Source organism: Mesorhizobium sp. LCM 4576 (assembly GCF_001854815.1).
Taxonomy (GTDB): domain Bacteria; phylum Pseudomonadota; class Alphaproteobacteria; order Rhizobiales; family Rhizobiaceae; genus Mesorhizobium; species Mesorhizobium plurifarium.
Window position 1 is genome coordinate 80331 of record NZ_MDDT01000057.1, and the last position, 21570, is coordinate 101900.

Genomic DNA, 21570 nt, shown 5'->3' on the forward strand with positions numbered 1-21570 from the left:
CGCGTCCAGCGCGATTTGCGAATCTCTCCGCTTGAGGGTCTCGCCGCCCGGAAACCCGACCGAGAATTCACGGGCAATGCCAGGCGTGCATTGCCGGCCAATTGGACTGGACTTGTGCCATGACCACGACGGACAGCAGCACTGAAAAGCGGCCCTTCAACCTCTCGCGCTGGGCGATCGGACATCCGAGCATCGCCCGCTTCCTGTTCGGGCTGATCATCCTGGCCGGCGCGCTCGGCCTGATGCGCATGGGCCAGAAGGAAGACCCGGACTTCACCTTCCGTGTCATGGTGGTGCAGGCGGTCTGGCCCGGCGCCTCGATCCAGGACATGGAAGACCAGGTCGTCAACAAGATCGAGCGCAAACTGCAGGAGACGCCGCATCTCGATTTCGTGCGCTCCTACACGCGCGCCGGCAGCGCCATCATCACGCTCCAGGTCAAGGGCGACACCAATGCCGAGGAGGTGAAGGACGCCTTCTATCAGGTGCGCAAGAAGGTCGGCGACATTTCCAACGAATTGCCGCAAGGCCTGCTCGGTCCCTACTTCAACGACGAGTTCGGCGACACTTTCATCACGCTGCATTCGATCAGCGGCGACGGCTTCACCTATCCGGAGCTGAAGAAGTTCGCCATCCAGGCGCGCGACATGCTGTTGACGACGCCTGGCGTCGAGAAGGCAGTCATCATCGGCGACCAGCCGGAGAAGATCTATATCGACGTCTCGTCCAAGGCGTTGGCCGAGCGTGGCCTGACCATCCTCGACCTGCAGAACGCCGTGAAAGGGCAGAACGCCGTCGATCCGGCGGGCTCCGTTGACACCGGCCTGCGCTCGGTGCGCATCTCGGTCGAGGGCGACGTCACCAGGGCCGCCGACATCCGCGAACTGAGGCTTCGCTCCGGCAACCAGGTGACGCGCCTCGGCGATATCGCCACCGTCACCTCCGGTCTCCAGGATCCTTACGACAACAAATACCTCTTCAACGGCCATGAGAGCGTCCAGCTCGGCGTCGTCATGGCCAAGGGCTTCAACGTCAGGGATGTCGGCAAGGATGTCGAGGCGACCTACCAGCGCTTCGAGGCGGGGCTGCCCTATGGCGTTTCGGTCGACCAGATCTCCGACCAGCCTCAGGTCGTCAAGGATGCCGTCAACGAATTCATGGAGGCGCTCGGCGAAGCGCTGCTCATCGTGCTCGTCGTCTCCTTCCTGTCGATCGGCTGGCGCTCCGGCCTGGTGATCGCCATCGCCATCCCGCTGGTGCTCGCCRCCACCTTCGCCATCATGTACGAGATCGGCATCGACCTGCAGCGCATCTCGCTCGGCGCCTTGATCATTGCGCTCGGCCTGTTGGTCGACGACGCCATGATCGTCGTCGAGATGATGGAGCGAAAGCTCGAGGAGGGGCTGGTCAAGATCGAGGCGGCGAGCTTCGCCTACACCTCGACCGCCTTCCCGATGCTGACCGGCACGCTGATCACCACGGCGGGCTTCATCCCCGTCGGCTTCGCCGCATCGACAGCAGGCGAATATGTGCGCACGCTGTTTTATGTCGTCGGCATCGCGTTGGTTGTGTCGTGGTTCGTGGCGGTCTATTTCACGCCGTGGCTCGGCTACATGATCCTCAAGCAGCGCAAACATGCCGGCACCCATCATGATGTCTTTGACACCAGCTTCTACCGGCGGCTGCGCGCGACGGTCACCTGGGCCGTGCGCCACCGCATCATTGTGCTGGTGATGACGCTGGTCACCTTCGCCACCAGCCTGTGGGCCTTCCAGTTCATCCCGCAGAACTTCTTCCCRCAATCCTCGCGTCCGGAAATCCTGGTCGATCTCTGGCTGCCGGAAGGCACCTCGATCAAGGAGGTCGAGAAGCAGGCCAAGGCGTTCGAAGGCAGGATGGCGGACGATCCCGACAAGCGCTTCATCGCCACCTATATCGGCGAAGGCGCGCCGCGCTTCTTCCTGCCGCTCRACCAGCAGCTCCGCAATCCCAACTTCGCCCAGCTCCTGGTCATGGCCAAGGACGAGCCGGCGCGCGAGCGGCTGATCGTCAAGATGCGCAGGATCCTGGCGCAGGACTTCCCCTCGATCCGCGGCAAGGTCGACCGCCTCTTCCTGGGTCCGCCGACCGGCTGGCCGGTGCAGATGCGCATCATGGGCCCGGACCGCCAGGAGGTGCGCCGCATCGCCGACGAGGTGAAGGCGAGGTTCCAGGCCAATCCGCTGCTCGGCGCCATCCATGACGACTGGCTGGAGCCGGTGCCGGCGATGAAGCTGGTGATCGACCAGGATCGTGCTCGCGCCCTTGGCGTCACCTCGCAGCGCATCCGCCAGATGCTGCAGGCCACCATGTCCGGCGCGCCGCTCGACGACTTCCGCGACGGCGAGGAGACGGTCTCGATCGTCGCCCGCGAGCCGGAGGCGACGCGTCATCTCTTGTCCTCGGTCGACTCCGTCTATATCCCGACCGATTTCGGCGGCTCGGTGYCGCTCTCGCAGGTGGCCAAGGTCGTGCCTGTCATGGAGCAGGGCATCGAATGGCGGCGCGACCGCCTGCCGACCATCRGCGTGCGTGCCACGCTGCCGGACGGCGTGCAGTCGAACGACGTCGTCACCAAGATGTACAACGACATGAAGGACCTGCGCGCCGGCCTTGCGCCCGGCTACAAGATCGAGATCCAGGGCGGTGCCGAGGACTCGGCCGAGAGCCAGGCTTCGATCGCGGCCAAGGCGCCGATCATGCTCGCCATCATCGTCGTGCTGCTGATGGTCCAACTGCAGCATTTCGGCAAGTCGATGCTGGTGCTGGCTACGGGTCCGCTCGGCATCATCGGCGCCGCCGCGGCGCTCTTGATCAGCGGCGCRCCGTTCGGCTTCGTCGCCATCCTCGGCGTCATCGCGCTGCTCGGCATCATCATGCGCAACTCGATCATCCTGGTCGACCAGATAGACCAGGATATCGCTGCYGGCATGGAGCGATCGGAGGCGATCGTCGGTGCCGCCGTGCGCCGCTTCCGGCCGATCATGCTGACCGCGCTCACCGCCGTGCTGGCGCTGATCCCGATCTCGCGCGCCGTCTTCTGGGGACCGCTCGCCTACGCCATGATGGRTGGCATCCTGGTCGCCACGGTGCTCACCATCCTGGTGCTGCCGGCCGGCTACGCCCTGTTCTTCGGCCGCGCACCGAAGAAGGCCAAGACCGACGAGGAGGCGCCCGAGCCGGCCAAAGGCATCGAACGGCCGCAACTGGCACTGGCTGCTGAATAGAAATAGACGTGGCAACCTGGACCATCCGCCGCCGGCGAAAGCCGGCGGCGGATGATCTGCATCAAGGATCCGCCCGGGCGAAAATGCTCGGCGGCAACGCTTCGGTAAAACAGAATTCCTTTTCAGCGGCGCGATGCGGGCCGATCCTGCGCCGATACCGGAGCGGCAACGCTCGTCATCGCTGGATCATTCCCCATGTCAGAAAAACGGCAATTGCGACTCGGTGCCTTCATGCGCCCCGTCAGTCTTCACACCGGCGCCTGGCGCTATCCGGGCGCTTATCCCGACGCCAATTTCAACTTCGCGCATCTGAAGCGTTTTGCGCAAACGCTCGAGGCCGCGAAGTTCGACGCCTTCTTCATGGCCGACCACCTGGCCGTGCTCAACATGCCGATCGAGGCGCTGCGGCGCAGCCACACGGTGACATCCTTCGAGCCGTTCACGCTGCTGTCGGCGCTCGCCGCCGTCACCGATCATATCGGCCTTGTCGCGACCGCATCGACCACCTTCGACGCGYCCTATCACATTGCCCGCCGCTTCGCCTCGCTCGACCATATCAGCGGCGGCCGCGCCGGCTGGAACATCGTGACGACCTCCAACCCGGACGCGGCGCTTAACTTCGGTCTCGATGATCATGTCGAGCATGACCAGCGCTACCACCGGGCGCGCGAATTCTACGATGTCGTTACCGGGCTGTGGGACAGTTTTGCCGACGACGCCTTCATCCGCGATGCGGACAGCGGGCTCTACTTCGATACATCGAAACTGCATGTGCTCGACCACAAGGGCGAGCATCTGTCGGTACGCGGTCCGCTCAACATCGCGCGGCCGGTGCAGGGCTGGCCGGTCATCGTCCAAGCCGGCGCGTCCGAGGCCGGACGGCAGCTGGCCGCCGAGACGGCCGAGGTGATCTTCGCAGCGCCACCCGACCTGGCGTCTGGCCAGCRCTTCCTTGCCGACGTGAAGGGCCGTGCGGAAAAGCTCGGCCGTTCGCGCGACGATATCAAGATCCTGCCTGGAGCCTTTGTGGTCGTCGGCGATAGCGTCGAGGAGGCTCGAGCCAAACGCGCCAAGCTCGACAGCCTCGTCTACTACGAGAGCGGCATCGCCTCGCTGTCGATCGCGCTCGGCCACGATGCCTCCGGCTTCGATCCCGACGGTCCGCTGCCGGACGTGCCGGACACCAATGCCTCGAAAAGCAGCCGCGAGCGCGTCATCGAGTTGGCGAGAAAAGAGAGCCTCACTGTTCGCCAGCTCGCCCAGCGGCTCGGCGGCTATTCGGGCCTGGCCTTCGTCGGCAGCGCCAAGTCCATTGCCGACGAGATGGAGGAATGGCTGCTCACCGAAGGCTCAGATGGCTTCAATGTCATGTTTCCCTATCTGCCCGCCGGGCTCGATGATTTCGCCGAAAAGGTGGTGCCCGAGCTGCAGCGGCGCGGGATATTCAGACGTGAGTATGAAGGATCGACGCTGCGCGAGAATCTCGGCCTGAAGCGGCCGCCGAACCGGTTCTTCGAAGAAGCGGCGGTCCGCAAGGCGGGCTGATCCAAATGAAACGGGCGCGCCGGAGCGCGCCCGTTTCCTTTCAGGTTGCCGTGTCAGATGACGAACACCCAGTTGGCGATCAGCATCACCACCACGCCTGCAATCAGCGTCAGGTAAGGCAGCATGCCCGCCTTCTTGACCGAGAGGTCGGCTCCCGCCATGCCGAGGTCGGCCAGCATGTGCTCTGGGAATTTGCCGCCGTCCTGGATGTAGTGACGGAAGCAGAACACCGGAATGATCAAGGCGGCCGTGATCAGGCCGGCCCACAGCGCCATCGGGTTCCACACCTTGGCGYYGGCGCCYATGAAGATCGCGTTGACATAGGYGAAGATGGCGCCGATGCCGAGCAGCCAGGTCGGCGCCTTCCAAGGACGGTTGATGTGGCCGTTGTCGATGCGATGGATCCAGCCGGCGTTGAGGTTGAGGAAATTGAAGATGATGTAGCCGCAGTTCGACACGGCGAGGATGAAGAAGAAGCTCGTCGCGTCGGCCGAGGCTATCGCCAGCACGATCAGGTTGAAGCAGAGGTCGGTCCACATCGCCCGCGTCGGCGCGCCGTGCTCGTTGACATGGCTGAGATAGCGCGGCAGCCAGCCGTCGACCGAACCCTGGTAGAGCGTGCGTGACGAGCCGGYCATCGCCGTCATGATGCAGAGCACCAGCGCCAGGATCATCAGCATGACCAGCAGGCTGTGGATCAGCTTGCCGCCGCCGACCATGCCGGCCAGCGCGTCGGCGACGCCCGAGCCGTCGACGATCGGCGTCGCCAGCATGCCGTTGAGCCCCAGCACGCCCTGGAAGGTGAAGGGCACCAGGATGAAGAGCAGCATGCAGAGCAGGCCGGAGTAGAAGATCGCCTTGAAGGTGTCGGTGCCGGGGTTCTTGAATTCCGACGTGTAGCAGACGGCGGTCTCGAAACCGTAGGTCGACCATGCGGCGATGAACATGCCGCCGAGCGCCAGCGTCCAGCCGGCAATGTTCCAGGAGCCTGGGTCGGGTGCGTAGGYGGCCGCCAGCGGCACCAGCGGCGAGAAATTCGCCCAGTCGATCTGGCCGGTGAAGATCGGCACGACGCCGACGATCAGCATCGGGACGATAACCAAGAGGCCGATATATTTCTGCACATTGGCCGTGCCGAGGATGCCGCGATGCTGGATCGAGAAGATGACCAGCATCAGCACGGCGCCGATGAAGAAGGTCGCGTTGAAGGTGAAGGACACCGGACCGAGCGTGTGACCCCACAGCGACCATGTGCGGATCGCCGGCGTCGCGGCGGCGGTCACCGCGGCGATCGCGTCGGCGGGCGCCGTCCCGGCATGCGCGGCGATATAGGCGACCACTTCCGGCGAGGTCTYGGTGAAGATCGGCACCGGCGCCAGCGCGTTGAGGATATAAGCGGCGGCGATCGAGCAGCCGAGCGACAGCACCGGCGTCCAGGCGAACCAGTTGCACCAGAYCGACAGCGGCGCGATGAATTTCGAGTAGCGCAGCCAGGCCGTGGCGCCGTAGATCGAGGCGCCGCCCGACTTGTTCGGGAACAGGCCGGCGATCTCCGCATAGGTGAAGGACTGCAGGAAGCCCATGATCATGGACACCGTCCAGATCAGGAAGGCGAGCTTTCCGGTCGTGCCGGCAATGCCGCCGATCGAGAACAGGACCAGTGCCGGAACGCCGCTTGCCACCCAGAAGGCGCCACGCCAGTCGATATGCCTGAGCAGCTTGCTTTCGGCAGGCTGCTCGAGGGCCGTGCTTATCGTGCTCATATGGTTGTCTTCCCCTTTTTTCTGTTCCCCGCCGGCGACGCTTCGGCTGTTGCGAAGCTTGCTCCCCGGCCACTATGGTTCGACTGTCGTGTTTCCACTCAGTCGTATTTTTTTCTTAAGAGTGAAGATTGATCCGACGCGCTTTCGCGTCAAGCGTTTTGTGGATGTCATGCACATCACGCTTGCGAAACATTGGCTCTTGCCTTCTCCCGCGAGGGGAGAAGGCAAGGGTTGCGGCTATCAGGAACGTGGCTTGGTCTTCTGCGGATCGTAATGCGCGAAGGCCACGACGCGCGCGGGCAGCCGCTTGGCGTGGCCATCCAACTTGCCGATCTCGACCTCCGTGCCGATCTCGGCATGGGTGACGTCGAGCCTTGCCAGCGCGATGGTCTTGCCGAGCAGCGGCGAGCGCATGCCCGACGTGACGACGCCGATCTGGGCGCGGCCGACATGGACGCAGTCGCCATGGCCGACCGGGATGTTGGCGTCGAYGTCGAGGCCGACAAGCTTGTGCTGCGGGTGTTCCTTGCGCCGGATCAGCGCGTCGCGGCCGATGAAGTCGTCGGCCTTGGTCTTGAGCGGCACGGTGAAGCCGATGYCGGCCTCGAACGGATCGGTCTGGTCGGAGAACTCGTAACCGGCGAAGATCAGTCCCGCCTCGATGCGCACCATGTCGAGCGCCTGCAGGCCCATGGGCTTCAGCCCGTGCGGCTGGCCGGCCTCCCAGATGGCGTCGAACACTTTTTCGGCGTCGCGCGGGTGRCACCAGATCTCGTAGCCAAGCTCGCCCGTATAGCCGGTGYGCGAGACCACGACCGGGACGCCGTTGCCGCCGCCGATGCGCGCGACCGCGAASCGGAACCATTCGAGCTCGCCGATCGAAGGCTGCGCCGGCGAGGTCCACACGACTTCCTTCAAGATATCGCGGCTCTTCGGCCCCTGCACGGCGATGTTGTGCATCTGGTCGGTGGAGGAGCGCACCAGCACGTTGAGACCAAGCTTTTTCGCCGTCTCGCGCAGCCATTCGCCGGAAAGATCGTCGCCGCCGACCCAGCGAAAATTGTCCTTGCCGAGCCTGAGCAGCGTGCCGTCGTCGATCATGCCGCCATGCTCGTAGCACATCGCCGTATAGACGACCTGGCCGACGCCGAGCTTCTTGACGTCGCGGGTCAGCGTGTATTGCAGCAGCGCTTCGGCATCCGGCCCGGTGACCTCGAACTTGCGCAGCGGCGACAGGTCCATGACCACGGCGTCCTGCCGGCAGGCCCAGTATTCGGCGATCGGTCCTTCCTTGGCGAAGGAATTGGCGAGCCAATAGCCCCTGTATTCGACGAAGTCGCGCGTGTGCTTGGYAAAGCTCGAATGAAAGGCTGTCTCGCGGGTCATCTTCGGTTCCGAGTCGGGCTTCATGCGTCTGGCGATCGCTCGCGAGAATTTGTGCTGGCCGGAATAGGTTCGCACGTGGATATCGGTGAGGTCCCAGCCATTGGCGGGCGTGGTGTCGTCCGGGCAGGCGGAGGACACGCAGACGATGTCGGTCAGCGCGCGCAAGAGCACATAGTCGCCCGGCCGCGACCAGGGCTCGTCCGATACCATCACGCCGTGCGCGTCGATCGCCGTGTTGAAGAAGAAGTTGATCGCCATCCAGCCGGCGCGGGACGTCACGCCCTTGTCGGAAAGCGCCTTGTTGAAATTCTCCGAGCAGTTGGTGTGGCCGGGATAACCGATGTCGTCGTAATATTTGGCGGCGCAGGCGAGCGCGAAGGCGTCATGCCGGCCGCACGTGTCCTGCACAACCTCGACCAGCGGCTCCATGTCCTGGTCGTAATATTTCGAATGCAGGCCGGGCATCGGATAGGCCGAGCCCATCAGCGTGYGGGTCGTCGTCACGTCCAGCGGCAGGTCGCGTCCCTTGTCCAGCTTGCGCGCCGAAAAGCACTGGAAGTCGGTGCACTGCCGCCCGTCGACGTCGATGATCTGCAGATAGTCGCCGGCCTTGACGAAATAGGATTCGGCGGTCGCGGATTTCACCCGAAGATCGACCACCGGATCGGCGAGCGGATCGGGAAGCTGCCCTCTTGTCTTCAGCCGGATCGTGGCGCGGCGCACCAGGACGGTCAGTGGCGTCGCCGTATTGTGGCCGTCCACTAGCATCGGTCCGCCCGGTGCCGCGATCAGCAGCGCGCTGTCGCGCTGCACGGAAAAGCTCTGCTCGGTGCCGGCCGGCGTGGCGCCGCCGAACACGCGCACGGCCTTCGGCTGGTCGAGCTGAACCTTGCGGCGCTCGAGGCTGAGACGCAGCGCCGCGAGGCTGTCGTCGCCTTCGGCGAGCAGCGTCTTGATGCCGGCGGCATTGCTGTTCGACCGCTCGCCGAAAATGCCGGGATCGGTCGCGCCGGATGTGTCCCAGGCCAGCAGCTCGCAAGGTTGCCCGCCCTCGACATTGGCGACGCTGACGCTGTCGCCGGCCTCGACATCGATGAGCACCGCGCCATTGCCCTGCACGGTATAGCGTTCCACGCCCGGTGGCAGGCTGATCTCGCCGGGGCGCAGGATCAGGCTGGGACGCGGCGGCCCGGACAGGACGGCGGGGTAGGGCGACTGGCTCATCTCAAACCCTCCTCCGAGCGAGAAACAAGTTTGCCTGTGTGTAAAATTATTTTCGCTGAGAGAATAGCAGGGGGAATGCGTTTGGCAAGCTCTGGCTCCCCCTTCTCCCCTTGTGGGAGAAGGTGTCGCCGAAGGCGACGGATGAGGTGTGCTCCAGCTTGGCGGCGCCGCTTATCCAGTTCGCCAGCGTCTCACTCCGCTGGAACACCCCTCATCCGTCTCGGCGCTATCGCGCCGATCCACCTTCTCCCACAAGGGGAGAAGGAGAGGGCGCAGYGGCTACGCCAGTTCCTCGGAATGGCCGATCGTCACGCCATACTCAGCGGCCGAATACAGAATCGTGTGCCACAGGCTCTCGGCGAAGGTCGCGAACACCAGCAGGTTGAACACCGCCTGTCCGTTGCGATCCACGCCGCGCCACAGCGTGACACTCGTGTGATCCATCGACGTCGCCGCCGCCGCGCCGACCGCGGACGCATCGGCATGCAGATCGATCGACGACAGCTTGGCGAGCATGGCGCGGGCCTTATCGCCGGAGATGCTGATCAACGCCCGCGCGTGCGATTGGTCGGAAAGCGAAGCCGAACCGGCAAAGCCAGGGGCAAGCGCCTCGATTGAATGCTTGCCGCCCTTGGACAGCACAAGGAACTGGTCCGGTCCCGACCAGATCAGCGACGCGTCCGACGTGCCGGTCGCCTTGGGCGTCTCCGGCGCGGCAACACCGAAGCGCGCCTTCGCGGCCGCTATCATCTCGCCGGCCTTGCCGCGCCGCGCCATGACCTGCACGAGATCGAAATTGCGGATCTCGGTCAGCGCCACACYGGCGTCGCCGGGCGCCCCATAGGCGCCGGCGACCAGCGCGCGGTCGAGCGGGCTGCGGATGTCCCAGGAAAAATCAGCCACGCTGGCGCCCTCCATCCGGATCGTAGAAGACGGAATTGCAGAGCTCGACATCGTAGTCCTCGCCGCGCAGCGGATCATGCGCGCGCACGATCTCGCCGATGCGCTCGCGGCCGCGCTCGACGAGGCCGAGCCCGATCCACTGGTCGAGCACCGGCGAGAAGCAGACCGAGGTGACATAGCCCTGGTCGTTGTCGGGGCCGGGGGTCTCGCCCTTCGGGATGATATGCGCGCCGGAGCGCAGGCGCCGCGCCTTGTCGGTCGGCTTGATGCCGACGACCACCTGCCGGTTCGGCGCCACCAGCGCCTCGCGGCCGGCCATGACGCGGCCGATGAAATCCTTCTTGGTCGACATCATCTTGCCGAGGCCGAGATCGGCCGCCGTCGTCGTGCCGTTGAGCTCCGGCCCGGCGACATGGCCCTTTTCGATGCGCATCACGCCGAGCGCTTCGGTGCCGTAAGGCGTGACGCCGAACGGTTTTCCCGCAATCATCAGATTGCGCGCCATCGCCTCGCCGTAGCGCGCCGGCACCGAAATCTCGAACGCCATCTCGCCGGAAAAGGAGATGCGGAACAGCCTTGCCTTTAGGCCGCCGCGCAGCTTGACCTCGCGCGCGCCCATGAACGGGAAGCCTTCGTTCGATAAGTCCTCGGCCGGATCGACGATCTCCTTCAAGAGATCGCGGGTCTTCGGCCCGGCGATCGAGAACTGTGCCCATTGGTCCGAAACCGAGGTCAACTGCACGTCGAGCTCGGGGAACAGCACCTGACGGCAGAATTCCAAATGTTGCATCACCAGCCCGGCCTTGGCCGTCGTGGTGGTGAGGAAATAGTGGTCTTCGGCCAGACGCGAGGTCGTGCCATCGTCATAGACGATGCCGTCCTCGCGCAGCATCAGCCCGTAGCGCGCCTTGCCGACGGCGAGGCTGGAGAAAGCATTGATGTAGACGCGGTCGAGGAAGGCGCCGGCATCGGGCCCATGCACGTCGATCTTGCCAAGTGTCGAGACATCRCAGAAACCGACGCCGCTCCGCACCGCCTTGACCTCGCGGGTTACCGATTCCAGCCAGTCCTTCTCGCCGGCGCGCGGATACCATTGCGCGCGTTTCCAGAGACCCGTGTCGACGAAGATCGCGCCCTGTTCGGCGGCCCAGTGATGCGACGGCGTCAGCCGGGTCGCATGGAAATTTTCGTCGCGGTGGTGGCCGGCGAAGGCGCCGATGGCGACCGGCACGTAAGGCGGCCGGTAGATCGTCGTGCCCGTCTCCGGAATCGACTTGCCGCTGACGGCGGCCATGATGGCGAGACCGGTGACATTCGAGGTCTTGCCTTGGTCGGTCGCCATGCCGAGCGTCGTGTAGCGTTTCAGATGCTCGACCGATTGAAAGCCCTCGCGCTGCGCCAATTCGACATCGGAGGCGGTGACGTCGTGTTGCTGGTCGACAAAGGCCTTGCCCTTGCCTGCGACATGCCAGAGCGGCGCAAGCGAGAAAGCCGCGTCATCTGCGGCCGGCATCGAGCCCGTACTGCCGCTGCGTCCGGCATCGCGCGCAGCAGTGGCGCCGGCCTCAAACCCTTCGCGTAGGCACGCCCCAAGCCCGAAGGCGCCGTTGGCAGCGCCCGCCGCCACCATGCCGGGCGGCGCGCCGTCCGGCACGAAGGCAGCGATGTCGTCACGCCATTTCGGCCGGCCGCGATGGTAGGAGGTGAGGCCGACCGCCGGGTTCCAGCCGCCCGAGACGGCAAGGCCGTCGGCCTCGACCTCGGCGCGGGCGCCACCGGTCAGCGAGACGGAAATCTTGCGCACCCCGCCCTTGCCGCCATCGACGCCGCTGACGGAGCCGTGCAGCACGGGGAAGCCGCCCTTGCTGGCGAGCGAGCGATGAGCCGGCGAAACGTCCGGCCGCGCGTCGATCACGGCGGCGATCTGAAGGCCAGCGGCGATCGCCGTTTCCGCTGTCCGCCAGCCATCCTCGTTGTTGGTGAAGAGCGCGATGCGTCTCGCCGGCGTGGCGGCGTAGCGGTTGATGTAGCTGCGCATGGCCGAAGCCATCATAACGCCGGGCGTGTCGTTGCCGGCAAAGACGATCGGACGTTCGATCGCGCCGGCCGCGACGACACAGCGCTTGGCGACGATCCGCCATAGGCGCTGGCGCACCTGATGCTCAGGCGGCRCCGGCAGATGGTCGTTGACGCGCTCGATCGCACCAAAGGTGCCGCCGTCATAGACACCGAATAAAGTCGTGCGCGTCATGATGCGCACATCGGGCAATGCCTCAAGTTCCGCGACCGTGCGCGCAACCCATTCGGCGGCCGACAATCCGTCGATCGTGCCGCCATCCGCGAGCAGGCGCCCGCCGAGGACAAAATCCTCCTCGCAAAGGATGACGCGCGCGCCGCTGYGTCCCGCGGCAAGGGCAGCCGCCAGGCCAGCCGGGCCGGAACCCGCGATCACCACGTCGCAATGCGCCCAGGCCTTGTCATAGTGGTCCGGATCGGGAACGCCGGCCGCGCGGCCGAGGCCCGCGGCGCGGCGGATCGCCGGCTCGTAGATCGCTTCCCAGAACTTCGCCGGCCACATGAAGGTCTTGTAGTAGAAGCCGGCGACGAAGATCGGCGCGAACAGCTGGTTGACCGACATGACGTCGAAATTGAGCGACGGCCAGCGGTTCTGGCTGGCGGCTTCGAGGCCCTCATAGAGCTCGGCCGTCGTCGCCTTGGTGTTCGGCTCGCGCCTGGCGCCGCTGCGCAGTTCGACCAGCGCGTTGGGCTCTTCGGAGCCGGCGGTCAGGATGCCGCGCGGACGGTGATATTTGAACGAGCGGCCGACGAGCTTGACGCCGTTGGCGACCAGCGCGGAGGCAAGCGTGTCGCCCTCGAAGCCCGAGAAAGCCTTGCCGTCGAAGCGGAAGTTGAGCGGTGCCGAGCGGTCGATGAGACCGCCATCGTTCAGCCGGTTTGCCTGATTGCCGCGCATCACGCACCAACCTTGGCGGCGCCGGCGCCAGCCGCCGGCTCGACGGCCGAAATCTCATGCGTCAGCGTGTTGCGCGTGACCTTCAGCCAGGCCCGGYAGCCGCCGCCATGGTACCAGTGCTCGCTCATCGGGCCGGCGACGTTGTCGCGCAAATAGACGTAGTCGTAGACCGCGTCCTCGCCGGCATCGGCCGCGGGACGTTGCGGCTTGGCGTCGCCGAGATAGGTGAACTCGCCGAGTTCGCGTTCGCCGCAGAAGGGACAGACTATGCGCATGGCTGGGTCTTCAGAGCATGATGCCAAAAAGTGTGAAGCGGTTCTTGGAGAACGTCATGCTTTATCCCTAATGGAGGTTCGGTTGGGCGCCCTGGCCCTTCTCGTCGATCATGGCGCCGCGCTGGAAGCGGTCGAGGCGGAAGCGGGCTGCCTCCTTGTGCGATTGATCGCGGGCGATGAGATGGGCAAAGACGAAACCCGAGCCGGGCGTCGCCTTGAAGCCGCCATAGCACCAGCCGGCATTGATGTAGAGGCCATCGACCGGGCTCTTGTCGATGATCGGCGTGCCGTCCATCGACATGTCCATGATGCCGCCCCACTGGCGCAACAGCCGCACGCGGCCGATCATCGGGATCAGCGCCATGCCGCCTTCGCAGACATCTTCCATCACTGGCAGATTGCCACGCTGGGCATAGGAATTGTAGCCGTCGATGTCGCCGCCGAAGACCAGCCCGCCCTTGTCGGACTGGCTGACATAGAAATGCCCGGCGCCGAACGTCATGACACCGGGGATCAGCGGCTTGATGGCTTCGGAGACGAAGGCCTGCAGCACATGGCTTTCGATCGGTAGCCGCAGCCCGGCCATCGCCGCGACACGCGAGGAAGAACCCGCCACCGCCATGCCGACCTTGCCGGCGCCGATCTTGCCGCGCGAGGTCTCGACGCCGGTCACCTTGCCGTTGGCGTCGCGCGTGAAGCCGGTGACCTCGCAATTTTGGATGATGTCGACGCCGAGCGCGCTCGCCGCATGCGCGTAGCCCCAGACCACGGCGTCATGCCGAGCCGTGCCGCCGCGCCGCTGCAGCAGCCCGCCCTGCACGGGGAAGCGTGCGTTGTCGAAGTTCAGGAACGGCAGCATCTTCCTGAGCGCTGCCTGGTCGAGCAACTCGGCGTCGATGCCGTTGATGCGCATGGTGTTGCCGCGCCGGGCGAAGGCGTCGCGCTGCGCGTCGGAATGGTAGAGGTTGATGACGCCGCGCTGGCTGACCATCGCGTTGTAATTGAGGTCCTGCTCCATCCGCTCCCACAGCTTCATCGACAATTCGTAGAAGCCGGTGTTGCCGGGCAGGCCGTAATTGGAGCGGATGATGGTGGTGTTGCGACCGGCATTGCCGGAGCCGATCCAGCCTTTTTCCAACACAGCGACGTTGCGGATGCCGAACTCGCTGGCCAGGAACCAGGCGGTGGCGAGGCCGTGCCCGCCGCCGCCGATGATGACCACGTCGTAGCGGTCCTTGGGCGCCGCGTCGCGCCAGGTGGGCTGCCAGTTCTTGTGGCCGGAAAGAGCGGCGCGGGCGAGCGAGAAGATCGAATATTTCATTGCGTCATTCCGAGGCCGCTCACCCRCAACGCTGGATTTCAGATATCCAGCGTGTGGTCGCGCTCCCACTGCGTRAAGTGCGAAGCATAGGAATTCCATTCCTGCTGCTTCAGCTTTAGGTATGCCGACGAAAATTCCTCACCCAGCRCCGCCTTGAGCGATTTGTCGTTGTCGAACTCGCGCAGCGCGTCGAGCAGGTTGAGCGGCAGTTTCGGCGCATCCGTCACCGTATGCCCGAACTGATACATGTCGATGTCGTAGCGCTTGCCGGGGTCGGCCTTGGAGCGGATGCCGTCGAGGCCGGCGGCGATGATCACCGCCTGCAGGAGGTAGGGATTGGCGGCGCCGTCGGGCAGACGCAATTCGAAACGGCCGGGTCCGGGCACGCGCACCATATGGGTGCGGTTGTTGCCGGTCCAGGTCACCGTGTTCGGCGCCCAGGTCGCGCCCGAAATGGTGCGCGGCGCGTTGATGCGCTTGTAGGAATTCACCGTCGGGTTGGTGATCGCGGCAAGCGCGGAGGCATGCTTCATGATGCCGCCGAGGAAGTTCCTGCCCTTGGCGGACAGGCCGAGCTCTTCCGAATTGTCGGCAAAGACATTGGTCCTGCCGGTCTCGTCCCACACCGAGATATGCGCATGGCAGCCATTGCCGGTAAGGCCCTGGAAGGGCTTGGGCATGAACGTCGCGCGCAGACCGTGCTTTTCCGCGATCGACTTGACCATGAACTTGAAGAAGGAATGCTTGTCCGCGGTCGCCAGCGCGTGATCGAAGGTCCAGTTCATCTCGAACTGGCCGTTGGCGTCCTCATGATCGTTCTGGTACGGGCCCCAACCAAGCGCCAGCATGTGGTCGCAAATCTCGGCGATCACGTCATAGCGGCGCATCACCGCCTGCTGGTCATAGCAGGGCTTCGAGGCCGTGTCGTACTGGTCGGAAATGGCGCTGCCGTCGGGCGAGATCAGGAAGAACTCGGCCTCGACGCCGGTCTTGACATGCATGCCGTCGCGGGCGGCTTCGTCGATCACCCGCTTCAGCGTGTTGCGCGGCGCCTGGTCGACGAGCTTGTCGTCCATCACGCAGGTGGCGGCCACCCAGGCGACGTCTTTCTTCCACGGCAATTGGATGACCGAATCCGGGTCCGGCACCGCCAGCATGTCCGGATGCGCCGGCGTCAGGTCGAGCCAGGTCGCGAAACCGGCGAAGCCCGCACCGTCCTTCTGCATGTCGGCGATCGCCTGCGCCGGCACCAGCTTGGCGCGCTGCCCGCTGAACAGGTCGGTGTAGGAGATCATGAAGTATTTGACGCCGTTCTCCTTGGCGAATGCGGCGAGATCGTTCCCCATTATAGTTCCTCGCTTATGTGGTCTTGGAAGTCTGTCTTAGAAGCCGTTCTTCCCCGGTATCCAGTTGGTGCCGGCCAAAGGCACGCCGGCCATGGCGGCGGCTTCGATCGAGAGCGCGACGAGATCCTCGGGCTCGAGATTGTGAAGGCTGTTCTTGCCGCAGGCGCGGGCAATCGTTTGCGCTTCCAGCGTCATCACCTTGAGGTAGTTCGCCAGCCGCCGTCCGGCCGCGATCGGGTCGACCCGCTTCATCAATTCGGGGTCCTGGGTGGTGATGCCGGCCGGGTCCTTGCCTTCGTGCCAGTCGTCATAGGCGCCAGCGGTGGTGCCGAGTGCGTTGTAGTCCGCCTCCCAGCGCGGATCGTTGTCGCCCAGCGCGACGAGGGCCGCCGTGCCGATCGACACCGCRTCGACGCCGAGCGCCAGCGCCTTGGCGACATCGGCGCCGTTGCGGATGCCGCCGGAGACGATCAGCTGCACCTTGCGGTGCATGCCGAGGTCCTGCAGCGCCTGCACCGCCGGCCTGATGCAGGCAAGCGTCGGCTGGCCGACATTCTCGATGAACACTTCCTGGGTCGCGGCCGTGCCGCCCTGCATGCCGTCGACCACGACGACGTCGGCGCCGGCCTTCACCGCGAGCGCGGTGTCGTAATAGGGGCGGGCGCCGCCGACCTTGACATAGATCGGCTTTTCCCAGTCGGTGATCTCGCGCAGTTCGAGGATCTTGATCTCGAGATCGTCCGGCCCGGTCCAGTCGGGATGGCGCGAGGCCGAGCGCTGGTCGATTCCCTTGGGCAGCGTGCGCATCTCGGCGACGCGATCGGAAATCTTTTGTCCGAGCAGCATGCCGCCGCCGCCGGGCTTGGCGCCCTGGCCGACGACCACCTCGATGGCGTCGGCGCGGCGCAGGTCGCGCGGGTTCATGCCGTAGCGCGAGGGCAGGTACTGATAGACCAGCGTCTTGGAATGACCGCGCTCCTCCTCGGTCATGCCGCCGTCGCCCGTCGTGGTCGAGGTGCCGGAAAGCGTGGCGCCGCGCCCGAGCGCCTCCTTGGCGGGGCCGGAGAGCGAGCCGAAGCTCATGCCGGCAATGGTGATCGGGATCTTCAGCTCGATCGGCTTCTTGGCGTGGCGCGACCCCAGCACCACGTTCGTGTCGCAGCGCTCGCGATAACCTTCGAGCGGATAACGCGAGATCGAGGCGCCGAGGAACAGGAGGTCGTCGAAATGCGGAACCTTGCGCTTCGCGCCGGCGCCGCGGATGTCATAGATGCCGGTCGCGGCCGCGCGGCGGATTTCGGAAAGCGTGTAGTCGTCGAAGGTCGCGGATTTGCGCGGCGTCGTCGGAGGATTGTGATAGGCCATTTCTGTCCTCAATACGCGTCGGCGTTGTCGATGTTGAAATTGTAGAGCTTGCGCGCCGAGCCGTAGCGCTTGAATTCCGATGGCTTCACGTCGCTGATGCCGGCGCGGTCGAGCAGGCCCTGCAAGAGTTCGATATGCTCGGGCCGCATCTCCTTGGCGATGCAGTCGGCGCCGAGGCTCTCGACCTTGCCGCGCACGAAGAGCCGCGCCTCGTAGATGGAGTCGCCCAAGGCATCGCCAGCATCGCCCAGCACCACCAGATTGCCGGACTGCRCCATGAAGGCTGACATGTGGCCGATATTGCCGCGCACGACGATGTCGATGCCCTTCATCGAGATGCCGCAGCGCGACGAGGCGTTGCCCTCGATGACCAGCAGGCCGCCGCGGCCGGTGGCGCCGGCATACTGGCTGGCATCGCCCTTGATGACGATCGAGCCCGACATCATGTTCTCGCCGACGCCGGGACCGGCCGAGCCGTGCACGGTGATCGTCGCGCCGTCATTCATGCCGGCGCAGTAATAGCCGACGCTGCCGCGCACATCGATGCTGACCGGCTGGTCGACGCCGACGGCGACGGAATGGCTGCCCTTCGGATTGAGCACTTCCCAGGCCGTCTCGTTCGAGCCGGGGGCGAGATTGTGCAGAGCCTGGTTCAGCTCGCGCAAAGACTGTTGGCCGAGGTCGAAGACCCTCGCATGGCCTTGCTCGCGCTGCGCCTTCGGCATGGGTGTTGCAGGCATGAATTCAATGCTCCCAGAAATAGACGGTTGCGGGCTYCGGTTCCCAGACCCTCGCATTGTCTATGCCGGGCAGCTTGGTGAGCGCACGATATTCARAGCCGAAGGCGACATACTGGTCGGTCTCGGCCATGACGGCCGGCTTGCAGGCGATCGGGTCGCGCACCACGCCGAAGCCGTTCTTGGTGCCGACGACGAAGGTGAAGAAGCCGTCGAGGTCGGAGAGCGTGCCTTCCAGCGCCTCGCCGAGATTCTTGCCATGCGCCATCCGGTTGGAGAGATAGGYGGCCGCCACTTCCGTGTCGTTCTCGGTCTCGAAGGTCATGCCGTCGCGGATCAGCTCGCGGCGCACATTGTTGTGGTTGGAGAGCGAGCCATTGTGCACCAGGCACTGATCGGCGCCGGTCGAGAAGGGATGCGCTCCCATCGTCGTCACCGCCGATTCCGTCGCCATGCGGGTGTGGCCGATGCCATGCGTGCCGGTCATCGCGCGCACGCCGAAGCGTTCGACGACGGCCTCGGGCAGGCCGACTTCCTTGTAGATCTCCACCGCCTCGCCAGCGCCCATGACGCGGATGTCGGGCCGGAGCGTCTGCAGCGTCTCGCGCGCGGCGTCGACCTTGTCCGGCGTGGTCCGGATCACCGCATGCGTGGACTTGACCGCGACGCTCACCGGTGCGCCGATCGCCTTGGCGAGCTCGGCGTCGAGGCCGCGGAAATCGCGATCGGGCTTCGGCGACTGCACGGTGATCTTGGCTTCATTGCCGGTGGCCGCGCCGTAGATGGCGATGCCGGCGCTGTCGGGCCCGCGGTCGCTGAGCGACACCAGCATCTCCGACAGCATGGCGCCGAGCTTCGGCTCCAGCGCCTTGTCCTTCAAGAAAAGTCCGACGATCCCGCACATGCCAGCCTCCAGCGTTTTTTGCTCTCTGATGATGTACCCAATGAGTTTGCCAAATTCAATGGTATGAAAGAAATTTTCCTGTCGTTATATATTGGGCGACGCATTGCCGTCGGCACTATCGCTGTCCGGACGCGCCTTGTGAACCCAGATCGCATGGCGGATGCGCGCAAGCCGATAGGCGTCGAGGATCGAGAAGGCATAGATCAGGAAGCCGCCGGCATGGCGGCCGATGAAGCTGGCGTCGGCCGGCGCCATCTTGGTCGTTATCCAGCCGAGGATCACCATGAAGAAAAGGAACTGCAGGCCGCGCRCCGGCACGCCGAGCATGACGTGGCCGCTTGCCGGCAAAACGATCGCGGCGCCGAGCACGAAATAGGGATTTATCGGGGCAGGGGTGGCGGTTCCGTCGCTCATGCCGCCCGCCTTTCGCGCCGGTTGATGGCTTGGCGAAGCGTCGAGGCCGCCTCGAGCAACCGTTTGATCAAGGCCGGATCGATCCCGGCATCGCCGAAGGCGGCCTGCCGGAACACGCCGTAGCGCGCGCGCTCGGCCTCGGCCAGCCGCCACACGATGCGCACGCCCTTTGGCGTGATCAGCAATTCCTTGGCGCGGCTTTCGGCAAAGATGTCGGTGTGCGTGGCGATCAGATCCTGCGGGAACGCGACGCCTTTGCGGTCCGTCTTGAGCACCGCATCGGCGGGAAAGCCCAGCACTTTCGGCAGCGTGTGCGCAAGATGATCGAAATTGGAAAATGTCGTCGCCGAATTCGGCCGCATCATCATGTCGAAGACACCCGGCACCGCGACCGGCTCGGTGATCGAAACGCTGAGCCAGCGCGTCGGCAGCTTTCGCGTCGCCAGCGTGTCGACGATGGTGCGCAGCTGAACGCGCTGACCGTTCCAGGAGCCGGCCCAGGTGACGACGCCGGCCGTGCCGTCGGAAATGTCGGCGGCATCGGGAACGACGCTGCGGACGCTCGCCATATCGGCGGCCAAGGCCGCCTTCGCCCTGTTGCGGCCGGCGCGCGCCAGCCAGGCAATATGGCCGGCGACCCCCAATGCGATCGCCCCGGCAAGCAATACTGATGTCAGTTCCGACATTTCGACACGCCATGGCCCGCCGTCGACAGGCGGGCCTTCACTCCACTCAATAACCCTGYGGCTTCGGCCACGGCATGGAGAACTGGTCGCCGCGCCGCACGAACTTGTAGCGGTAGAAGTGGAACCACAGCGAGATCAGGAAGTAGAACACCGTCATCGCGATCAGCTGCGAGCCGAAGCCGAGGAAGATGGCGAAGAACGTCACCATRCACAGGCAGAACAGCACGATCGCCGGCAGCGGATGGAAGGGATGCGTGTAGCCGCGACGGATCGTGCCCAATGGCCACTTCCTGCGGAACATCATGATGTTGATGCTCATGAAAGTGTATTGCAGCACGCCCGACAGGATCGAGAAGGTGATCGCCTGGTTGAGGTCGGCGATGAAGGCGAAGGCCAGCGCGATCGGCAGCAGGAACAGGATCGAGCGATAGGGCGTGCGATACCTCGGATGYACCGCCGAGAACCAGCTCGGCAGGTAGYGGTCGCGGCCGAGCGAGAACCAGGCGCGCGCCGCGTYGTTGATGCAGCCATTGGYCGAGGCGAGTGCTGCCAGCAGTGTGGCGACGAACAGAAGTTCTTCGAGCAGCGGGCTGCCGGTCAGCTTGCCGGCGTCCCACAGCGGATAATAGGTGATGCCGAGATATTCCCAGGGCATCAGCGAGGCGCAGACATACCAGGTCATCGCCGCGGYGATCAGAAGCGTGATCATGCCGGCCATGGTGCCGTAGGGCAGGGAGCGCGCCGGCGAGCGCACTTCCTCGGCCGCCTGGGTGGTGCCCTCGATGCCAAGATAATACCAGATGCCGAACTGGAAGGCGGCGATGACGCCGATCCAGCCATAGGGCAGCGCGTTGCCGGGCGTGACCARCTCGTTGAGCTTCAGCACCGCGCCTTGCGTCCATGGGCTGACGGAGAAGAACAGGATGACGATCGAGATATAGGCGATCGCGGTGATGACGAAATTGACGTTGAGTGTCATCAGCACGCCGCGATAATTGAGCCAGGCGAGCACCACGATGGTGGCGGCGATGAAGGAATTATGCGTCAGTCCTTCGGCGCCTGCCTTGGCGACGATGGTATCGCCAAGCAGGATCGCATCCGACACTTCGAGCATGGTGTAGGCAAAGACCAGGAACAGCGCGACGTTGAAGGCCATCAGCGGCCCGACGATGTGTTTGGCCTGCGCGTACTGGCCGCCGGCGGCGGCGACGGTGGATGTCACCTCCGAGTCGATCATGGCGACCGATGTGTAGAGCAGTCCGACGATCCAGCAGACGATCAGCGCTGCGAGCGCGCCGCCCTTGTCGGCGGAGAAATTCCAGCCGGTGAACTCGCCGACCAGCACGATGCCGACGCCCAGCGCCCAGACATGCGCCGGGCCCARCACCCGAAGCAGCGAGACCCTGTCGCCATGGATCGTCGTCGTCTGTCCCGTATCAACAGCAGCCGTCATTGCTCAGT

15 protein-coding genes are annotated in these 21570 nt (G+C 64.9%); 2 read left to right on the plus strand and 13 right to left on the minus strand.

What is annotated here, in order from left to right; translation table 11 throughout:
- The first annotated feature begins 119 nt into the window (after positions 1–119).
- Both LCM4576_RS26180 and LCM4576_RS26185 read left to right on the plus strand, forming a co-directional pair.
- A complete protein-coding gene (locus LCM4576_RS26180) occupies positions 120–3266 on the plus strand; it encodes an efflux RND transporter permease subunit (RefSeq protein ID WP_071035385.1) in 3147 nt (1048 codons plus the stop codon).
- 195 nt (positions 3267–3461) lie between these two features.
- Positions 3462–4811: an LLM class flavin-dependent oxidoreductase gene (locus LCM4576_RS26185; protein WP_071035386.1), complete on the plus strand. Its 1350-nt coding sequence runs from the start codon at positions 3462–3464 to the stop codon at positions 4809–4811.
- A gap of 53 nt (positions 4812–4864) precedes the next feature.
- Here LCM4576_RS26185 and LCM4576_RS26190 read toward each other — a convergent pair whose 3' ends face one another.
- The 13 genes from LCM4576_RS26190 to LCM4576_RS26250 all read right to left on the minus strand — a co-directional run bounded on the left by LCM4576_RS26190 (position 4865) and on the right by LCM4576_RS26250 (position 21562).
- Positions 4865–6574, minus strand: coding sequence for an APC family permease (locus LCM4576_RS26190; protein ID WP_071035387.1), 1710 nt, complete (start codon positions 6572–6574; stop codon positions 4865–4867).
- Between the two features lie 240 nt (positions 6575–6814).
- A complete protein-coding gene (locus LCM4576_RS26195) occupies positions 6815–9184 on the minus strand; it encodes a DUF1989 domain-containing protein (RefSeq protein ID WP_071035388.1) in 2370 nt (789 codons plus the stop codon).
- Positions 9185–9463: 279 nt separating this feature from the next.
- The gene (locus tag LCM4576_RS26200) at positions 9464–10087 is read right to left on the minus strand and encodes a sarcosine oxidase subunit gamma (RefSeq protein WP_071035873.1); all 624 of its coding nucleotides are present in this window, start codon (positions 10085–10087) and stop codon (positions 9464–9466) included.
- Entirely contained in the window at positions 10080–13061 is a 2982-nt protein-coding gene (locus tag LCM4576_RS26205; protein WP_071035389.1) for a sarcosine oxidase subunit alpha, read from the minus strand. The genes LCM4576_RS26200 and LCM4576_RS26205 overlap by 8 nt, the downstream gene beginning before the upstream one ends.
- A complete protein-coding gene (locus LCM4576_RS26210) occupies positions 13061–13336 on the minus strand; it encodes a sarcosine oxidase subunit delta (protein WP_071035390.1) in 276 nt (91 codons plus the stop codon). The genes LCM4576_RS26205 and LCM4576_RS26210 overlap by 1 nt, the downstream gene beginning before the upstream one ends.
- Positions 13337–13403: 67 nt before the next feature.
- Positions 13404–14657, minus strand: a complete 1254-nt coding sequence (locus tag LCM4576_RS26215; RefSeq protein WP_071035391.1) for a sarcosine oxidase subunit beta family protein — start codon at positions 14655–14657, stop codon at positions 13404–13406.
- Positions 14658–14695: 38 nt separating this feature from the next.
- Positions 14696–16003 carry a type III glutamate--ammonia ligase gene (gene glnT / locus LCM4576_RS26220; protein ID WP_071035392.1) on the minus strand — a complete coding sequence of 436 codons (1308 nt, stop codon included), beginning with the start codon at positions 16001–16003 and terminating at the stop codon, positions 14696–14698.
- A 36-nt stretch (positions 16004–16039) separates the two neighbouring features.
- Entirely contained in the window at positions 16040–17368 is a 1329-nt protein-coding gene (locus LCM4576_RS26225) for an FMN-binding glutamate synthase family protein (protein WP_071035393.1), read from the minus strand.
- Between the two features lie 8 nt (positions 17369–17376).
- Positions 17377–18108: a GXGXG domain-containing protein gene (locus tag LCM4576_RS26230; protein ID WP_071035394.1), complete on the minus strand. Its 732-nt coding sequence runs from the start codon at positions 18106–18108 to the stop codon at positions 17377–17379.
- A 4-nt stretch (positions 18109–18112) separates the two neighbouring features.
- On the minus strand, positions 18113–19009 hold the full coding sequence (locus tag LCM4576_RS26235) for a glutamine amidotransferase family protein (RefSeq protein WP_071035395.1): 897 nt from the start codon (positions 19007–19009) through the stop codon (positions 18113–18115).
- Between the two features lie 84 nt (positions 19010–19093).
- Positions 19094–19423, minus strand: coding sequence for a hypothetical protein (locus tag LCM4576_RS26240; protein ID WP_071035396.1), 330 nt, complete (start codon positions 19421–19423; stop codon positions 19094–19096).
- A complete protein-coding gene (locus LCM4576_RS26245; RefSeq protein WP_071035397.1) occupies positions 19420–20109 on the minus strand; it encodes a hypothetical protein in 690 nt (229 codons plus the stop codon). Before LCM4576_RS26245 ends, LCM4576_RS26240 begins: the two co-directional genes overlap by 4 nt.
- Before the next feature lie 46 nt (positions 20110–20155).
- Positions 20156–21562 (minus strand): APC family permease, encoded by a 1407-nt coding sequence (locus tag LCM4576_RS26250; RefSeq protein WP_071035398.1) that lies wholly within the window; start codon positions 21560–21562, stop codon positions 20156–20158.
- Between the last annotated feature and the right edge of the window lie 8 nt (positions 21563–21570).

Coding starts and splice junctions, on each gene's coding strand:
- LCM4576_RS26215 (WP_071035391.1), bottom strand. CDS start 14,657: ATGAAATATTCGATCTTCTCGCTCGCCCGCGCCGCTCTTTCCGGCCAC.
- LCM4576_RS26245 (WP_071035397.1), bottom strand. CDS start 20,109: ATGTCGGAACTGACATCAGTATTGCTTGCCGGGGCGATCGCATTGGGG.